Below are 17,880 nucleotides of genomic sequence, written 5' to 3'. Positions count from 1 at the left end.
CACGAATGATGTGGATGGACTCGGCCTCGAGCTGCTTGAGGTGGGTCTGACGTTCGGGGGTAAGCATCGCGTGCGGCAACCTCGTGAGCGCTGGGAGTCGCCCTGGAAGGCGGCCCGTGACAATCAGTGGGCGTGCCCGCGGGTCGTGTCGATCGAGATGACTCTCACTCTCTCACCCCCCACGGAGCATGCTGGATACCGATACGGTACCCGCGCCGCCTTGATAACGTCAAAGAATCAGAAAATATCTTTTAAGATCAAAAATGAATACATGACCTCCGCTGCCCCGGGACACGTCAGCCCCACGCCGATGGCGAAACGCCGCGAGCGGGAGCGCGAAGGCGCTCACAGGCTGACACGCTCCACCCAGGTCTCGAGGCGCTCTCCGTCGAGATCCACGACCCTAAAGCCTGGCCGCGCCGCTTCATCGACGGCGAAATCATGGCTGAGCGGCGCGAACTGGTCTGACGTGGAGGGCACGCCATAGACGGCGACACTGCCCTGCCCGCTCGGGCGCCGGGTGGCGAAAGCCTGATGGATATGGCCGCACAGGATGGCCCGCACCTGCGAGTGATGACTCAGGGTGTCCCACAGGGCATCACGGTCGGCCAGGCCCAGCTGATCCATCCAGTCCGAGTCGATCGGCACTGGATGATGATGCATCGCCAGCAGCGTCGGCCTCGTATCCTCCTCGAGCGACAGCGACAGCGCCGCCAGCTGCTCGCGGCCAAGCTCGCCCCCTGCCTGTCCAGAGATGCGCGAGTCCAGACACAGCAGACGCCAGTCACCAAGATCAAGCTCTTGATGGAAAGGACGCAGCTCCTGCATGAAATCCGGGTGGTCATGATTGCCGGCGAACCAGAACCACGGACACCCCAGGGCATCGAACAGCTCCCCCGCCAGGCGGTAGGAGGCAGGGCTCTCATCCTGGCTGACATCCCCGGTCACCAGCAGGATATCGGGACGCAGGCTTGAGGCATGCGCCATCACGGCCTCCAGCTGACGCAAGGGGAAGCCCAGTCGTGAGCGCGCGTCAGGGTCGGCACGCAGATGACAGTCACTTATCTGGATCAGTCGCATGGGTCTCTCGAACAGCGGAAAAAAGAACAGAACCGCGATGGCCGGGCCATCGCGGTTCTTTCAGGCAGTCAAGCGGACAGCCGGTCAGGCGTGGAATCCGCAACGCGAATTCTCTTTCTGATCATGACGCTGGTGCCGCCCTCACTCCCCCATCCCGGCGGGCCTCACGACAGCCTCGTCACGGCAGCCTCGTCATGGCAACTCGGGCACATCGGCTTGCCCGAAAGCCTGAGCATGGCTCAACCACTCGCCGAGGAAACGATTGAGCTGAAGCTTTTCATCCGGCTGGTGCATGCGAGGGTTCGGATAGCGGTTGCGCCCCGAGAAATGCCGTTGACGCTGGAAGTCGGTGACTTCGGCCATGCGTACGTCGTGATAGAGATGCACGCTCATCCGCGGGGAATCGATGATGTGATCCAGCACGCCAGTCTGGGCAACCGTGACCATGGTGGTATAGGGCGCGCACTCGACCACCTCGAGCAACAGGGTACCGAAGTGGCCCTGATTGCCCGCCAGGGGAAAGGCGAAGCTGTCACCTGCCTCGGCCTTGCCGAGGATGCGCGTGAGGCGCAGATAATTGGACCCGCACTCGGCATGGAGTGCTTTTAGGTCGGCCACATAGGCTTTCTTGACCTGCATGGGCAAACTCCTTGCGAATCTCAGAACATTGGCGTGCTGTCTAGCAGGGCACACCCTGTATCGTGCATGGCATGATGCGGGCAAAGCGCGACAGATCAAGCGCCGTGAGAGCGCCCGGCAGCGGGGTTTCGGCGCTCGGCACTGACGCAGACATTGATCGACTGCCGGCCTGCCGGTGGCAGCAAGCCTCTAGAATAGCAGTTCTGGTGGGCAGGTTGAGGAACCCTGCGTGAGCCACGGGGGATTGCCAAGCAACGCCTTCGCTGTCTCAGGCGTGCATCACCCGCAGTGCAGCACGCTCCCGCAATAGCCACTGCATGGCCATGATCGCCATGGCATTGCCAAGCCTGCCCTGCTCCAGAAGCGACAGGGCCGCCTGGAAATCGAGCACATGCACGCGAATATCCTCGTTCTCTTCCGCCAGCCCATGCACCCCGCCCAGTCCGCTGCTGTCGCATAGCCCGATGAACAGGGTGACCTCTTCGGTGCAGGCGCCGGGGCTGGGGTAATAGCGGTAGAGCTCGATCAGCTCCTTCAACTCGCAACCGGCCTCCTCGACCGCCTCACGCCGCGCGACCTCCGCCGCACTTTCCTGCTTGTCCACCAGGCCGGCGATGGGCTCCAGACTCCAGGGGGTGCGCTCGTCCTCGAGCATGCCGGCCCGGATCTGCTCGACGAAGACCACACGATCCGTCACCGGGTCATAGGGCAGCACACCGACGGCATCATGGCGAACATGCACCTCGCGCTGGATCACATCACTCCAGCCACCGTTGAAACGCCGATGGCGAAGCTCGCGCTGCTCCAGGCGAAAGAAACCGTCCTGCAGCACCCTGGTCTCGACCCGTTCGACATCGTCATGCGCAAAGACCTGCTGCCCTGCCACGTGCTCTGGTGTATCGCTCATGCATCCTCCTTGGCTGAAGTCGCATTATCCCGACCTCGCCCTGCGCTGGCCAGCCCGCCCACTGGACGTGAAAGCGGCACTGTCCGAAGGAAGTGCCCCTCGTCCAGTGCCGCCGAACGGTCACCGTTGTCCTGAAGCCGCGTGCGCGACACTCACTCCAGTCGTGTGATCAGTGCCTTGATCTCGCGCTTCAGCTCCTGATCGGCCAGCTCACGATTGGGCCGAGCCGGGCCCTTGAGCGCGAGCCGTGCATGCTTGAGTGCCTCGGCCTTCCTGCCCTCGGAGGCCAGATAGTCGGCATAGTAGAAATTGGTATCCATGCCCTGAGGATTGACGGCCAGCCCCTGACGCAGCACCTCCCCCGCCTTGTCATCATCGCCAAAGCCGACCGGCCAACCCGGCGCCTTGTCATACAGCGCCCCGAGCGTCACGTAGGCAGAGGCATTGTCGCCCCGGGGGTCGAGCTTGATGGCCTGCTCAAGGGTGGCCTTGGCTTCCTTGGCCAGATCCAGCGCCCCCAGTCCCCCTCGCGCCTTGGCCCACGACGCCAGGATGATACCCTCCCAGGTCAGCACATGGGCGTTGTCCGGGTATTGGTCCGCCAGCGCGCGCACTTCCTTGCCCAAGGCCTCCATGCCGGTTTCCTGAGCGTCCCCGGAGGATTGATAGTTGACCTGGGCCCAGCGTTTCATGAGTCCGAAGACGGCATCATCTCCTTCGGCGGCCTGGACGCCGGTCATGCCGGCCAGCGTGATGCCCAGCGCCATGCCTCCTGAGAGCATCAGCTGGTAGACACGATGCGTGGCGCGACGAGTACGGCGTAGCGATGACGGGGTTGGCATGGACAGCTCCCTGAAATTCATTATTGTTGGCGGGATGATACGGCAATGCCCCTTGAGACCTGCGCCTTGGCAGGCGTGCTGGCGAATTGCCGCAATGGCGATATCACGAGAACGTGAACGGCATGCCAAGACTGTAACGAACGTTTGAATCTGCCGCCAACCCCCCTTGGTCGCAGGCCTCAACGCAAGACAGCGCCCTTTGCGGGCGCTTGCCCTTCATTTTCGCAGGCTGTGGAGAAAGACATGCAAGGTCGTAACATGACGCGCTGGCGCGATCCCAAGACCGATCCTCGTCAGGAAAAGAAGAGCAACGTGATCACCCCGCAGGGCCACGCGAAGATGAAGGCGCTGGCCGACCACCTGAGGCGCGTCAGGCGACCGGAGCTATCGCGCAAGACGGGCGAGGCCGCCGCCATGGGGGATCGCAGCGAGAATGCGGATTACACCTACAACAAGAAGGCACTGAATCAGACCATCGCCAAGATCGCCTATCTGGAAAAGCGTCTGGATGAACTGACCATCGTCGACCGCCTGCCCGCGGATCTGGAGCGCGTGTATTTCGCGGCCTTCGTGACGCTGGAGGATGAACAGGGAGAGGAGATGGAGATACGCATCGTCGGCCCTGATGAGACCGACAACGCGCGCCGCTGGATCAGCGTCGATGCCCCCCTCGCCCGGGCACTGCTGGGCAAGGGGCTGGATGATGACGTGAGCGTGGCAGCGCCGGGCGGCGAGACCACCTACATCATCACGGCCATCCGCTATCAGTCGCCGGAGGCGTAAGCGGCGGGCTGAGCATCAGGTCGCAGGGAATCAGGCCACAGAGGATCAGCGCGCCTTGCGTGCACGATAGACCTTGAACTGGCGCGTTTCGGCCAGCACCTCGAATTCGCCGAAGGCCGCCTGCAACAGATCCGGATAGGGCAGAAAGGCATTGGCCACCAGCGTCAGGGTACCGCCCGGCACCAGGTGATCCGGCGCCTGGCTGATCAGACGCGCCGCCGGTCCGTAATCGATATCGCGCTCATGATGGAACGGCGGATTGGCCACGATGGCCTCGAACCGCTCGCCCTCGAACGCCGCGAAGACATCGCTCAGGCGTACGTCCGCCTCAAGCCCGTTGAGCGCCAGACTGCGACGGGTCGCCTCCACCGCGAAGGCACTGACATCGCCTGCCATCACGCGCGCACCGTGACGCGCCAGCCAGCAGCTGATGATGCCGTCACCCGCCCCGATATCCAGCGCCCGCTTGTAGCCACGGGTCGGCAGGTTCTCCAGCAGCAGCGCGGTACCCGGGTCCAGCTTGGCATTGCCGTAGAGGCCCGGATGGCTGGTCAGGCGCAGCTCCAGCGCCTCGAATTCGCCCCAGCCTTCTGTCCATTGTCCAGCCACTGCCAGTGGCGATTCACTGCTGGCGGCCTGTTCGGCCGTCAACTCACGCGTGGCGGATGACCACAGCTGGCAACGACGCGCGGTATCGTCCTTGCGGGCCGTCATTCCCAGTGCCTTGAGGATGCGCTCAGCGCGCTTGATGCCACCGTTGACCTCGCCCACCACCTTGATCGGCGTACCTGCCGGCAATACATGGCACAGCGCCACCAGCCACCACTCGCCCAGCGCATGCGCCTTGGGCCAGAACAGCAAGGCACCCGCCGCCTCGCCAATCGTGGTATCCGCGCGGGCTTCGGCAAAGGCCACCGCATGGCTGACCCGGTGCCCGGCCTCCCGCGCGGCATTCACGATGCCGGTGTCATGCCCCCAGACACGCCGCTGGCGGTCCGATGACAGCCACCAGTCATCACGCGGTGCAGCGACCCACAGCCAATCACGGAAATCACTGTCCTGGCGTTCAAGCAACTGGCAGGCGGGGGTTTGAGCAGACATGAAGACTCCGAAAAGATAGGAAACGGCAGATGATGAACAGCAAGACGGCGCAGAAGCCTGCGCCGTGACACCTCAGGCAGGGCGCACCAGCTCATAGTGCAGATAGCGTCCGAGATGGACGAAGGGGGGCGTGCGCCAGTGCTGGCACTCGAGGGCCAGCAGTTTCTGCATGTCCCCCTCGCTCAACGGGTCTCGCGAGCGCAGATAATCATGGAAGACTCGCAGCCCTGTCAGCTCGCGCACCTCAAGCCCGGCCTCCTCGGCCCACTGGCGAATCTCGACATCACGCAGCGGCGAGATGGGCGTCAGACGCTTGCCCGTTCCCCATCCGGCCAACCGCCCGTCCAGCACCTTGTCGAAGTTGCCCTTGGTGACGTTGGAGAATGCCAGCGCGTCGCGATTGAAGACGCTCAATGACATCACGCCACCCGGTGCCAGCAGCTGTGCCAACAGCAGAAACCCTTCACGCGGAGAGACCAGCCATTCAAGAACGGCATGGCAGACCACCACCGGCCATTGTCGGTGGGCCGCGGCGGCGAACCCCTGCAGATCACGTCCATCCCAGGTCAGGCGCTCTGTCAGGGTGGCCTGCGTCAGCGGGGCCGCATCCTCCTCTGGAGAGGACAGTCGCTGCATGGCGCGCTCACGCATCTCACCGGAAGGCTCGACCAGCGTCAGCTGATGGCCACGCGACAACCACCAGTGCGCCATCTGACCAAGTCCGGCCCCGATCTCGAGCACCTGGGTGGCCGGCAGATGGGCGAAACGCTCCTCCATCAACTGGCGAGTCAGCGCCAGACGCACCCTGCCACGCTCGGTGGTATAGAAACCGCGCTCGAACTTTTCCGCCAGCCCATCGAAATGACGATCCGCCGTGGCACGACGGACACGGGACTCCCCTCGGACAGGCGGGTTGGAAGCATCAGACATGGCAGACAGGATCTCGAACGTGAAGGAATCGGAGGTCACGACTGGACGACAGTCGGCAGTGCAGACGCCGAAAGGCGCCGCGCGGGACAAGGCGGCAGGTAGGCTACTCCATCAAAGCCAGAATGCAAGCAGACTGCGGCGCAGAGCCCTGACATCCGGCTGGGCAGGCGGCATTCCCCCGCTCATTGAATCCACGTAACATGGCACCCTCCGCTCATCCCGCTCCCCTTGCCTCAGACCGAGCGCCGGATCCCCGGCAGTCTTCCGTCACTGGCACCGCTGGGAGTTGATGGCTCATCCCACATCTTTTCGGACAGATGGCCACCATGAAACAACGCGTCCTGCTTGTGGTACGCAAGCTCAACATCGGCGGGATCCAGCGAAACACCGTCAATCTGGCCAATGTCCTGTGCCGCGAAGGTCACGAGGTGCATGTGCTCGTGCTCAAGGGTGAACTCGAACTCATCCCGGACCCGGGCGTACATGTCCACCAGATCGACTTCGACAAGGCATTCCGCAAGTCCGGCATTGGCCTGGTGTATGACCTCTTCACCCGCGCAGTGCTCAACCCTCTGATCAAGGGCTCTGGATTCGTCTGGCGCGGCTATTACGGTGGCGCCTACCTGCGGCGATTCATCCGTACCCTGGAAACACGCCATGGCCCCGTCGACCGGGTGATCATGCGCGGCCAGGGCGCCTTCGAGACGGTCTGGTCACTCAAGGACCCGCGCCTGTGGCAGGTCACCGTGTCCTGGCCCGGTGACATCCGCCAGGGCTGGCGTCAGAAATTCCTGCTCAAGCGCCTGTACGCCGACAAGCAGATCATCTGCAATACCGACAATGTCCGCGAGCAACTCGAGCGACTGCTCTCGCAACACGCTGTCACGCCTCGACGCCTCGCCACCATCGGCAACGTCTGCGATCTCGATGCCATCGCGCAGATGGCGGATGAGCCCGTGGAGCTGCCATCACGTCCCTATGTCGTGCAGGTATGTCGCCTGTCGGACGTGAAGCGTCAGGATGTCCTGATCAAGGCCTATCTCGCCGCCGATATCGAGGAAGACCTGGTCATCGTCGGCGATGGGCCCAAGCGCGAGAGTGTGGAGAACCTGATTCGCGAGCTCGGGGTGGGCGACCGGGTCCATCTCATCGGCAGCCGGGTCAATCCCTACCCGTGGATGAAGCATGCCCGTCTGTTCATTCTCAGCTCGCGCAGTGAAGCCTTCGGAATCGTGCTGGTGGAAAGCATGTGCTGCGGCACGCCATGCGTCGCGCCGGATGTCCCCGGTGGGGTCCGCAATGTGCTGATCCATGATCAGGCGCGGCTGATCTCCGAGAACAGCATTGAAGGCCTGGCAGCCAAGATCCGCGAAGGGCTCGAGAACCCGCCGTCACTCGCCGAGGATCCGGAGTTGATCGAACGTTTCCGCGACACCCGTATCATGCAGGAATTTCTGGCCCTGCCAACGGATGCCGAGGCAGCACATCGCGACTGAACACAACGCGATGGAATGACGAGATGCCCTGCCCCGCCCGGCACGACTGCCATTCTCCGGGCAACAGGTCAGGGCATCATAAATGACGTGCCATGCATGAGGCGCCGTGCTGCTCAAGCCGGGGTCCGGCTCACTCTGAAAGCTGCTGGCGCATGGGCGCGCAGGACGTGACCCGGAAGCCAGAGGGCAGGCAAGCGAGAGACAGCAGAGAGACACCCTGTACAGAGAGTGACGAGAGATTCAGGAAAGAATGACGCGGGGATGAATGAAGGGCTTGGCGCCCCCTGCAGGAGTCGTATAATCCCGTTACCATGGGCTTAGAGCTCTATTTTCTCTTTTACCATACACAGCACCATACACGACAATCAGCACTGAACTGGACTTCAATAGGTGCCTCCCCAAGAGTACAACCGCGCACCGAGATCAGAACGAAACCTAACGCAGCTGAAGTTCAAGACGGACTGTCGAAACCCGACGACATTTTAAACCATTTCCATATCAATAAACGAACATGACACGGGCAATAATCATTAATATTTTGTATCGATTCGGAAGAACCATGCTATACATAAGCATAGCATGGCTACTTTAAACAATCACTGTATAAGATGTGGGGCTATCAAGGCTCTATACCAATAAGGATGAGTGGCACTGCCGGTGTACCTCTACCTTGCCGCATTAGATTAAAATAATCTCTTTCAAAATAAGGGACGCCAGAAGACATATTTTTTTCAAGAGATTTCATAGGAATTATTTCAACCCCCACATCTATTCTATCACTTGAAAAGAAAGCCATATGCTTCACAAATAAATCGTGTGCTACAAAAGAATATTTTCCAAACTGGACCTCTACGGCGACTCGATTTTTGACAAAATCAGTCTCATTTGAGGACCTTATAGCCGTAAGGCCACGATCTTCAATATTCTTTTTCTGTTCCTCCGGAGACAATGTAACTGAACGTTTAAGTACATCCAGGTCACTGCAAAGCCAGTTAGTTACTCTTTCATCCTCCCAACCAAGTGCATTAAAATGCAACTTAAACAGCCTATTCATCTCTTTAGGAGAGTATAGTAACCCTTGATCTTGTTTTCTAGCTTCCCTAGACTCTTTTATCCTACAGGAAGCAGCATCTACCTGAGAGATTACATCCTTAATCTCGTCAAGCAAGTTGTTTTTATGGTAGCCTAAATACTCGAGTCCATTCATATGTGAATGTATCTTGGCTATTTTCATTTAGTGACCGCCTTTAGGAAGACTTGGATCATAGACCGGCTTATTCATTGGCCGAGTTTTTAAGCTGCCATTTTGCAACATATGCAACCTTTCATGTGCAACATTAACGTAATCAGACTCAGTATCGCAACCGACTCCATACCTTCCGTGCTTCATCGCAGCCACAACTGTCGTCCCAACCCCCATGTAGGGATCGAAAACAGAATCACCTTCATCTGTAAGAGAGAGCACTAAGCGCTCAACCAACTCAACAGGAAATTGGCAAGGATGAATAGTTTTCTCTACATGATTACTCTTTACATTCGGGAAAATCCAAGTATCACCAGGATTTTTCCCAAGAGGATTACTAGATAATTTTCCAGCATTCTTTCCCTTGTAATGCTTTTTATTCGGGTATTTTGAGGGCACTCTTATAGGGTCAAGATTGAAGGTGTACTCGTCTTCTTTTGTAAACCAGAGTATAGTCTCGTGTCTGCCTGACAATCTCTTCTTACAGTGAAGCCCATGCTCAAAATGCCAAACAACCCTATTTCTGAGCTTCAACCCTAAGCTCTTAAAAATATCATACAGAATTATATCCAGCGGAAAAATCTCACCATTCTTAACATGATTACCTACCTGCCAGCATATAGAGCCATTAGGCTTTAGAAGTCGGACACACTCTGTGATCACTCTCCTCTGTGATTCAACGTAATCATCTAGAGAGACCTTAACCTTCTCATATGACTTTCCGATATTATAAGGAGGCGATGTAACTATTAGCTTCTGGGATTGATCTTCGAGTTTTGACATGAAGGAAATGTTATCCTCTACGCCTATATAATAATCGCAAAACTCTTTATCCAATTTTAATAAATCCTGAAATTCAGTCATTGTATATCTCTCCGTTCGATGCGAAGCATCTTACCAGAGGTAGACTAAAAGATCCAGCCTCGCTGGCTATCACACCTCGACCACCACCACCGGCAAGCTCGGTGCCTCGCCGATGATCTGATCCCCCTCCACGTAGACCATGCCACCCACCTGGGCATCGCCCTGGCAGGTGCGCACCCCACCCCCCACCAGATCCACGCGAACGCGCAAGCCGCTGACGCTGATCACCTCGCCTACCTGGCGCGGCGTGGTCGGCAGCAACGCCAGCAGGCGGCGATATGGATTGGCCATGCTATCCCCCTCCTTTGCTTGAATTGATAGCACCCGAAGCCATCACAGATGGAATCTCTGCAGCTCGATAGACTGGCGCACGCTCAGGGCACGCCCCTGCAGGCTGGCGCTGACGCTCACACCCCGCGAGACACCACGCCAGCCATCGCACTCGATCATCATGCCAGGCAGCAGCAGGCCGCCCAGAGAGGCCGCCAGGGGCATCTGCAGGCTCTCGGTGCTCTGACGTAGGGTAGCTGCCAGCTCAGCGATCCCGCGCGACTGCGCCGGTGCCTGATCGGTGATCAGCGCATCGACCACGGTGGGTGCCAGCTGATCGCCGGCGGTGCCCTGCCGGATGATCTGGGCCTGGATGCCGCCGGTATCGCCATGCAGCCACACGGCATTGCGGGCATCACCTGGCTGCTGATCGCTGCCCAGCTGGGTGATGATGTCGCGGGGCACCGCCAGATCAACCTCGCTCTCAGCCCAGCGCCAGGGCGCTGCCTCGAAGCGTGACGCGACGATGACGGTCTGATCCTGCTGATGGGCCTGCACATAGCCGCCGGCCGCCTGGGCGATCCGTGAGATGGCGTCGATGGGCGCGAGGCTGTCATAACTCCACGCACCGGCGGGCACCACCCAGTCAGTCATGCGCCAATCCAGTGACCAGCCCTCTGGCAGCTCAGCACGGGCAAGCTGCGAGGCGGTGGCCTGGCTGTCCTCGGTGTAGCTGCGCGCGGTGGCGTAGGGCGCGCCCAGGTACGCCGCGAGCGAGCGGCCGCTGATGGTCACGCTATGGCTCTGCCAGCTCTCAGAGCGTCGCCAGCCATCCACCAGGCACCGCCACTGCTCGCCATTGATCTCGGCCATCACCTCCACCGGCTGGCCATCGGTGCCGGTCACCAGCGCTTGAGCATCACGCCCTGCCAGGCCGGCAGAGAATGACCATGCCCAGCTGTCAGCGTCGATGCTGAGCGACATCTGGGTGGCCGGCAGCTCCAGGCCATCGGAGAGGCGCACCAGGCGCGCGGAGTTTTGCACGATATAGAGCCTTTTGACGGGAATGGTCGGGGTGGGTATCTCACACGTCAGACCGAACTGCAGCACCCACGGGGCGCTCGGCATGGCGTGGCAGAATTGCAGGGTGGTGGTGCCCTCCACCGGCTCGAGCACCGGCGGCTCAGGCGGATCTGGGGGCAAGTCGATGCCAGGCGGTGGTCGGCGGGCCTGCTCCCAGGGCACGCGCCAATCGTCGCCGGTGGTGCGCCCCTGCTGATAGGGCACATCCATCGTCACCGGCTCGAGGGTGCGGGCCTCCTCATAGCGCGAGCGCCGGCGGGCATCATTGCGGGGCGGGTGCTGATAGCCGCTCGAGCGAGCAGCGGCAATGCCCTGCCCCTGCTCCCATACCGGCCGAGAAGCGCGGCGGACACGCGGCAGCTGCAGCCACTGGCTGCCACTGAGGGTGCCCAGGATGCGCTCGGCCTGCTCCCACCGCGAGCCACTGATGGCATCGGTGCGGGGGCGTGCCGACCACTGGCCACCCTTACTGGCCGCAAGCGTTGCGCCCTGCTCGAAAGCTGACGCGGTGGTGCCATAGGGGCGAGCAGGCTGCTCCCAGCGGGTGCTGCCCTGGGCCTCGAGCGGCACCGCGTTCTCGAAGCGCGAGGCGGCATTATCGGCAGGACCACGAAAGACATTGATCTCGCGGGTCAGCGCGACATCGACCACCGCCGGGGCACCCAGCGTGGCCACCAGCGAGAGGCTGACACCATGCTCGACGCGGATCTCTGCCGTCACCGGCGGCGTGGTCACCTCCAGGCTGAGCGACTGGATCAGCTCGAGCTGCGCACGCACGGTGGCTGCCGGCATCACCAGGCTGGCCGCGATCTCGATGGCACCGCCCTGAGCGAGCCGTGCATCGAGGGATGGCGGCGTCAGCTGAGCATCGAGCACCAGCTCGCGGGGCAGCTCCACCGCCTCAGTGGCACCACCAAAGCCCAGCACGACATTGCCACCCGCCGGCGGCACATAGTCACCGGCGAACAGCAGCAGCAAACCAGGATCGCCACCCAGGCGCAGCTCGAGCGCTCGCGCATTCCAGGGGGCAAGCCCCTGGACAAACTGCAGCCTGATCTCTCTCACGGTGCCCCCCTAGCCCTCAGCGAATACCATGCGGCTGATCCGCGTCAGTATCCCGCGATAAATCGTTGTCGAGCTGATGGTCACGTCAGCGCCTGATCCCTCGATGCCGACATCCAGATCCATCACCCAGGCACCCGCGCCATCGACCAGGCGCGACCAGGTGGCCTCGCCATCGGCATCGGCCATCACCTCCTCGAAGGCTGCCCCCGTCAGGACGCCACCAGAGAGATCGGCGGCGAATGGCTGGGGTACCTCCAGCGTGGCCAGCGCAACCTGATCGGTGACGGCAGCACCAGGTGATGGGCGGGTGCCGGAGTACACGACGAATGACGCCGGCGAATCGCCGGCATCAATCGCACCGGCGATGGCCGCCAAGCGTGCATTTTTCACGCTTGTCGAGAAGCTGATCACGGGCTGTCCTCCACCTCAGAATGCACATTGTCTGACACGACAGCGTTTTGCTGCAGGGTGTGATCGAAGGCCATCACGTAGAACGCGCGGCGCGGGTCGAGGTCCGTAAAGCGGTATTTGCCATCGGTATCGCTCCACGTCTCGCGCACGATGCGGCCAGTGGCGCGCTCATGCACCCGCACCCGCCGGCTGACGGGCTGGGCCTGGATGTCCAGCACGGTGCCGGCAATGACGCCCATGCGCGCCGGATCTGAGACGCCGCCAGTGGCCGTGCCATTAGCACCACTGCCGTCAAGCTGATCAAATCTTACTAAAGGGAGTCCAGCATCTGTCACGACGAGAATGCTAGATTGACCATTATTTTTTATTGCACTTGGATTAACTACTCGGACAGAGTTTTGATTGGCATTGTAAAGCCCATTCACACCAGATTTATTAACTACAATAATTTCATCAGCCATAAATCACTCCCAATCAGCGAGATTTATAGCAACAAGGCCGCTCATATAATTCTTTTCATCTGCAGCTGTCATAATCATGAGAACTGGATCGCCATCTAGGCCAGGTATATGATCAATAATCGATCCATGATAAACATCGCTAGCATTGAGAGATTGATACAAGCCAGGCAGATACCCTCGAGCAGATTGCTCCTTAATATAGCTTGTCTGCGCGAACCCTCCTTTCCCCTCTCTTACAATGATTTTTCCCAGCGAGATATGCAGACCATTATCTGACGGGTTTGGGTAAGCGAAGGTTGTGCCTGGTGACTGGCCAACACCGACTAAAGAGCATGCCTCCACACCAGGGAGCTGATGGTTCGCTCGAGAGATTGTAAAAAAGTTATTATAACCAAACTTCCAGCTATATGGATATATGGAACGACTGGAGCTATTCCAATTATCTCTGCCATAAATACCATTGACAATACAATTATAACTGTCTGCGGGTCTAAATGATGGAATATCGCCAGCAAACATAAGCCCATACCCGCCATCATAACCATAGCGATCTACATAATAAATGAACTTGGAGTTTGCTACGATCTTCCAATCTGGGTCGAGGCGGAGAGACGTTAGGTAGTAGCCTGAGAATGGCCAAAACTGCACGTTCTCACTCCCAAATGTATCTAAATCGCTAAAGTCTTCCACCCAGGCAACTTGTGCGACTCGAGAGGCACTGGTGGTATCAGGATAATTGGTGTGCGTGTCATTGCGCACGATCAAAGTCAGGTCTGTCGCCGTCACATCAGTGCGTCGAAAAGCCGCCCGATGGGTATCGGCATCCTCGGCCACCACCTCCCAGCCTCCCACGGGTGGCGTCTTGATCTCGATCAGCTCGCCGGTCGCCTCAGCGGCAGCGGGCGCGGCATCAAGCGCGAAGCGCACCCAATCGCTACCGATGGCAGTCACGCGATGCTCGCCATTGTAGCCTGCCTGGTCTGCCCCGCTGATGGCGATCACCTGCCATTTGAGGTAGCCGTGACCACTGCCCACGCTCGCGGTGGCTTGTTGAGTGGCGCTGTCATACGTTAGCGAGGTGATGGGTTTGGTGTTGAAGCCGGTCACAAGGCAGGCTTTCAGCAGCTCGACAAGCGCTCCATATTCATCACCATTGGCAGGGCTGCCGCCCATGTCATTGCTGAACCACTTCACGGGAAAATCGGCCATCTTGAACGTCTCCAGAAACAAGGCCGCCCAGCGAGTGGCTGGGCGGTTGAGGAATAGGAATAGGGGTAGAGGGTTGCGCCTGCCGCATGCGATCAGGCGTTGGCGTTGCCACGGATCTGCAGCCTAAAGCTATCTTGCTGCCCGCTGGCCGGCCCCTGCAGGATCACGCGCGCCAGCCACATCGGGAAGGATGCGCCGATGGTCGAGAAACGGATCACGTTGCCATTCACCCAGCCGGCCCCGAAGCCGCCCGCCTTGAGCGTCCAATAGGGTACGCCCTGATTCGGGTTGATAGGCGACGTGTCCTCATTGATATTGCCCACGCCGATCTCGCCCACGGTGCGGCCGATGATGCGGAACGTGCTCGAGCTGGTGAAGATCAGCGCCCAATCCTCAGTGATGGCCCCACGGTTGGTGATGATTGGCGGGTAGGTGGTCACGTTGTACTCGGCCAGGGTGCCATCTGCGCCATCGTTGTCGTCTTTGCTCCAGTCTCGATCCCAGCTCGAGAGATCGAAGAAGTCAGCCACGCGCGCTTGCAGATCGCCAGCCACCATCGCGGCGCTGACCAGCGTATCGCCGGCGGGGTAGTCATGGCTCAGATTGCCCTTGAGCGTCAGCGCCCCCGATAGATCCACGTCACCCACCAGCAGCATGTCCTCGACGCGGTGCAGGGCGTACCAGGGTTCGGGGTGGGTGGCCGTATCAGGCGCAGCCAGCTGCACGGTGCCGGCATCGAGGTCTGCACTGTACTGGGTGGCCGGCACCTCCTCGCCGGTGGCGTCCTCCACCACCAGACTGGCCAGCCGCGAGCGGCCGACCTCCAGCGTGGTGCCGCTACCAATCCCCAGCGGGAACGGGGCGCGGCCGGTGTGATGCACCACCACCACGCCGCCGGCGCGATAGATGGGCACGCGGCCATCGCTGGGCAGGCGCACGGGGTCGATGCCGATCAGCTCAGCCTCGAGCGGCAGCGTGGTCAGAATGACGGCATTGAAACGGGCGGTGCTCGGGATCACCTGGGTGGGCCGCCAGATCATGCCGGCGTCATCCACGGCCGTGGCGTCGTACCAGGATTCGGCGCGCTCGGCAGCGCTCAGGCTGTCATTGCTGACCAGCTGGCCGAAGGTCACCCGCACCACCCCCGTCTCGAAGCTCACGCTGCCTGACATCTCGTCACCCTCGATCTCGCCAGAGAGTGCCGCCTGGCCGGTGATCGAGCGGCCGTCGAGCGTCGTGGCCTGGATCAGCAGACCACCCACCTGCAGCGGCGAGCCTGGCGTGCGGAAAAACGCCTCATCGAGCGTCCAGGTGCCGAAGGTGCTCACCAGCGTTTTGACGGTGATGGTGGCGCTGGTGCCGCTCGGCCAGTCAGTGATGCGGGCATCACCGGTGCCATAGTCGATGGTCCCCGCGAGAACGCCGGCCCCGTTGCTGGTCACACTGCGATAGAGACCGCCCTGGCGGTCGATGAACGTATCGCCTCGGAAGATGAAACTGAGGGTGCCTGGCACGACGCTATCTTGCAGCAGGGGCATCAGCTCGACATCGAGCGGGGCGAGATCCTGGGTGATGGTGTGGGTGGTCGGGGCGGCGCTGTCCAGCTGACTGGTCAGCCAGACGCTCGAGCCATTCTCGAAAACATCGCGCTTCTCTTTGCTGCCCCACTCGCGGTGCGTGGCGTCGCCATCATCCCACTCGCTGACCTCGCGGATCTTCTCGACCTCGAAGGTCACCGCGCCGGTGGCGTAGTCGATGCTGCCCTCCCATCCACCATTGAAGCCGCCACGGCCATCATCGGTGATGGTGTAGGTGACATCGGCCTCGCCGCCATTCTGCTCGACAGTCTCCCAGGTGCCGGTGCGCGGGCTGCTGCGCGACTCACTCTCGCTGCTCGACCAGGTGCGCACCACTGCCCAGGTGATGGCCACGCTACCAGGACGCACCGGCGCATCGCTGATGCTGAGGCTGACCAGGCCGGCCCCGTTGGCAGACGGCAGGAATTGCTCGGTTTTCGGTGCCCCGTAGTCATATTCGATCTCGACCTGGGTGCTGGCATCTGGGAAGGCGTCGCCATTGAACTCGACATACGCCTCGCCAGGCTGGGGCGCGCCACTGCCGTCGGCATAGCCATAGACCACGCGGCCGGTGGCTGCGCCGCTGAGGCTCCCCAGGCCATCATCGGAGGCTGACTTCTCGCTGCCGCCAGAGATCCAGCGCACGGTAACGCTGCCAGGCATCACGCCGGCGTGATCGAGCACGAACGTCATCCAGGGTTTGTCGATGGTGGCCTGGCCGGCGCGGTCCTCATAGTGGGCCGGCGTGCCCCAGCTGAACAGCACCGAACTGCCGACATCCGGCAAGCCGCCCAGCGTCACGCTGACAGATCCGGTGGCGTAGTCCACGCGCCCCGCCCCGCTGCCGCTCAGATCGCCATTGGCGTCATCGTCGCGCAGCTCATACCACTTGCCCAGCGAGCGATACGCGATCACCACGCTACCAGGTGCCGGCAGTGGGTCCAGGCGACTGACATAGGTGAAGCCACGGTTATTCAGCTCGATAGCGATCTGGGTGGTGCTGGCGATCTGCGCCACCTCGAAGGTCGAGCCACCGCTGCTGACGCTGATGGTGGCCGTGCCGCCCACCTGCACATCGGTCACCGCCTGCTCGGTGGTGGTGGCCGGCACAAGCGGCGCATAGGTGCTGGCCACGGTGACGCTATTGGCCCCGAAGGTGGCCGGCTGGGTCAGGGTGCTGACGCCATAGTAACGGGCGGCATCGGTGCTCTGCCCCTCGCGGATCACGGTATCGGGGTTGAGAGTGCCAGGCTTGGGCTGCACGCCATAGACACGCTGGCGCAGCGCGGTGGATAGCCCCAGCGTCAGCACGCGGCGCTCGAACGTCTGCACGTTGCTGCCGTTCTCATACTCAAACGTTCTGATCTCGTGGTCGATCTCTGAGATGCGCACATATTGGACCTCGCCGGCGGCATCGCCCTGCTCGGTCATCAGCGCCAGCACATCGCCCAGATCGGGCAGCGTAGCCTCTGGCATCTGAAACGTGATGATGCTGCGCTGGCCGGCCAGCTGATCGCCCAGCAGCGTCATGCGCGAGGTCGCGCCGGCGGTCACATAGCTCTCGACATAATCGCGGGACTCGGCACGCTCATCAGATGGCGAGCCGGTATCGAACATCACCACGCTGACATTAGGATCAGCCGGCACCTGGTCAATGATCGCGTGCGCGCCGAAATACTGGGCGGTGTTGTCGGTCAGTACGCCGGCACCCACCTTGCGCAGCGAGGTGCGCCCCGCTGCGCGATCAAGATCAGAGATGTCATCAAAGATGTCATTGCTCGCGCCATCGGTCACGGGACGGCCAGTCAGCCGGCCACCGCCATCGGCGTTATCGGTCATGCGCTCAGACTGCAGGATGCGGATGTCGCCGCTGTGAATCGTGTCGTCGGCCATGTGGCTGGCTCCAGCAGGAAGGTGAG

Annotated in this window: 16 protein-coding genes; 2 read left to right on the top strand and 14 right to left on the bottom strand. The window is 60.9% G+C overall.

Annotated elements, in window-relative coordinates:
* Window positions 1-345 precede the first annotated feature (345 nt).
* The 4 genes from OW493_RS14875 to OW493_RS14860 form a co-directional block, all read right to left on the bottom strand.
* Window positions 346-1,080, bottom strand: coding sequence for a metallophosphoesterase (locus OW493_RS14875; protein WP_279855262.1), 735 nt, complete (start codon window positions 1,078-1,080; stop codon window positions 346-348).
* 192 nt (window positions 1,081-1,272) lie between these two features.
* A complete protein-coding gene (locus tag OW493_RS14870; RefSeq protein WP_077374279.1) occupies window positions 1,273-1,719 on the bottom strand; it encodes a DUF1249 domain-containing protein in 447 nt (148 codons plus the stop codon).
* Between the two features lie 268 nt (window positions 1,720-1,987).
* A complete protein-coding gene (locus tag OW493_RS14865) occupies window positions 1,988-2,626 on the bottom strand; it encodes an NUDIX domain-containing protein (protein WP_077374282.1) in 639 nt (212 codons plus the stop codon).
* Window positions 2,627-2,778: 152 nt separating this feature from the next.
* Window positions 2,779-3,468, bottom strand: coding sequence for a hypothetical protein (locus OW493_RS14860; protein WP_176493333.1), 690 nt, complete (start codon window positions 3,466-3,468; stop codon window positions 2,779-2,781).
* A gap of 243 nt (window positions 3,469-3,711) precedes the next feature.
* Between OW493_RS14860 and OW493_RS14855 the strand changes: the two genes are divergently transcribed.
* A complete protein-coding gene (locus OW493_RS14855; protein ID WP_077374288.1) occupies window positions 3,712-4,251 on the top strand; it encodes a GreA/GreB family elongation factor in 540 nt (179 codons plus the stop codon).
* A gap of 45 nt (window positions 4,252-4,296) precedes the next feature.
* Here the strand turns inward: OW493_RS14855 and OW493_RS14850 are convergent, their stop codons facing one another.
* Both OW493_RS14850 and OW493_RS14845 read right to left on the bottom strand, forming a co-directional pair.
* The gene (locus OW493_RS14850) at window positions 4,297-5,352 is read right to left on the bottom strand and encodes a methyltransferase (protein WP_289864803.1); all 1,056 of its coding nucleotides are present in this window, start codon (window positions 5,350-5,352) and stop codon (window positions 4,297-4,299) included.
* Window positions 5,353-5,424: 72 nt separating this feature from the next.
* Entirely contained in the window at window positions 5,425-6,282 is an 858-nt protein-coding gene (locus OW493_RS14845; RefSeq protein ID WP_284729293.1) for a methyltransferase domain-containing protein, read from the bottom strand.
* 326 nt (window positions 6,283-6,608) lie between these two features.
* Between OW493_RS14845 and OW493_RS14840 the strand changes: the two genes are divergently transcribed.
* Window positions 6,609-7,778, top strand: coding sequence for a glycosyltransferase (locus tag OW493_RS14840; protein ID WP_289864801.1), 1,170 nt, complete (start codon window positions 6,609-6,611; stop codon window positions 7,776-7,778).
* A gap of 619 nt (window positions 7,779-8,397) precedes the next feature.
* Here OW493_RS14840 and OW493_RS14835 read toward each other — a convergent pair.
* The 8 genes from OW493_RS14835 to OW493_RS14800 all read right to left on the bottom strand — a co-directional run bounded on the left by OW493_RS14835 (window position 8,398) and on the right by OW493_RS14800 (window position 17,854).
* Entirely contained in the window at window positions 8,398-9,012 is a 615-nt protein-coding gene (locus OW493_RS14835) for a BglII/BstYI family type II restriction endonuclease (RefSeq protein WP_289864799.1), read from the bottom strand.
* Window positions 9,013-9,885 (bottom strand): site-specific DNA-methyltransferase, encoded by an 873-nt coding sequence (locus OW493_RS14830; protein WP_289864797.1) that lies wholly within the window; start codon window positions 9,883-9,885, stop codon window positions 9,013-9,015.
* A 69-nt stretch (window positions 9,886-9,954) separates the two neighbouring features.
* Window positions 9,955-10,176, bottom strand: coding sequence for a hypothetical protein (locus OW493_RS14825; protein WP_289864795.1), 222 nt, complete (start codon window positions 10,174-10,176; stop codon window positions 9,955-9,957).
* A gap of 42 nt (window positions 10,177-10,218) precedes the next feature.
* A complete protein-coding gene (locus tag OW493_RS14820) occupies window positions 10,219-12,303 on the bottom strand; it encodes a hypothetical protein (RefSeq protein ID WP_289864794.1) in 2,085 nt (694 codons plus the stop codon).
* A 9-nt stretch (window positions 12,304-12,312) separates the two neighbouring features.
* Window positions 12,313-12,693, bottom strand: a complete 381-nt coding sequence (locus tag OW493_RS14815; protein WP_289864792.1) for a hypothetical protein — start codon at window positions 12,691-12,693, stop codon at window positions 12,313-12,315.
* A gap of 17 nt (window positions 12,694-12,710) precedes the next feature.
* Window positions 12,711-13,175, bottom strand: coding sequence for a hypothetical protein (locus OW493_RS14810; protein WP_289864790.1), 465 nt, complete (start codon window positions 13,173-13,175; stop codon window positions 12,711-12,713).
* A 3-nt stretch (window positions 13,176-13,178) separates the two neighbouring features.
* Window positions 13,179-14,384, bottom strand: a complete 1,206-nt coding sequence (locus OW493_RS14805) for a hypothetical protein (RefSeq protein ID WP_289864789.1) — start codon at window positions 14,382-14,384, stop codon at window positions 13,179-13,181.
* A gap of 92 nt (window positions 14,385-14,476) precedes the next feature.
* Complete coding sequence (locus tag OW493_RS14800) at window positions 14,477-17,854, bottom strand: hypothetical protein (protein WP_289864787.1); 3,378 nt, start codon at window positions 17,852-17,854, stop codon at window positions 14,477-14,479.
* Window positions 17,855-17,880: the final 26 nt, after the last annotated feature.

Source organism: Cobetia sp. 14N.309.X.WAT.E.A4 (assembly GCF_030397495.1).
Classification (GTDB): domain Bacteria; phylum Pseudomonadota; class Gammaproteobacteria; order Pseudomonadales; family Halomonadaceae; genus Cobetia; species Cobetia marina.
The sequence above is the reverse complement of the archived record's forward strand: the minus strand, read 5'-3'. Positions and strand labels throughout refer to the sequence as shown.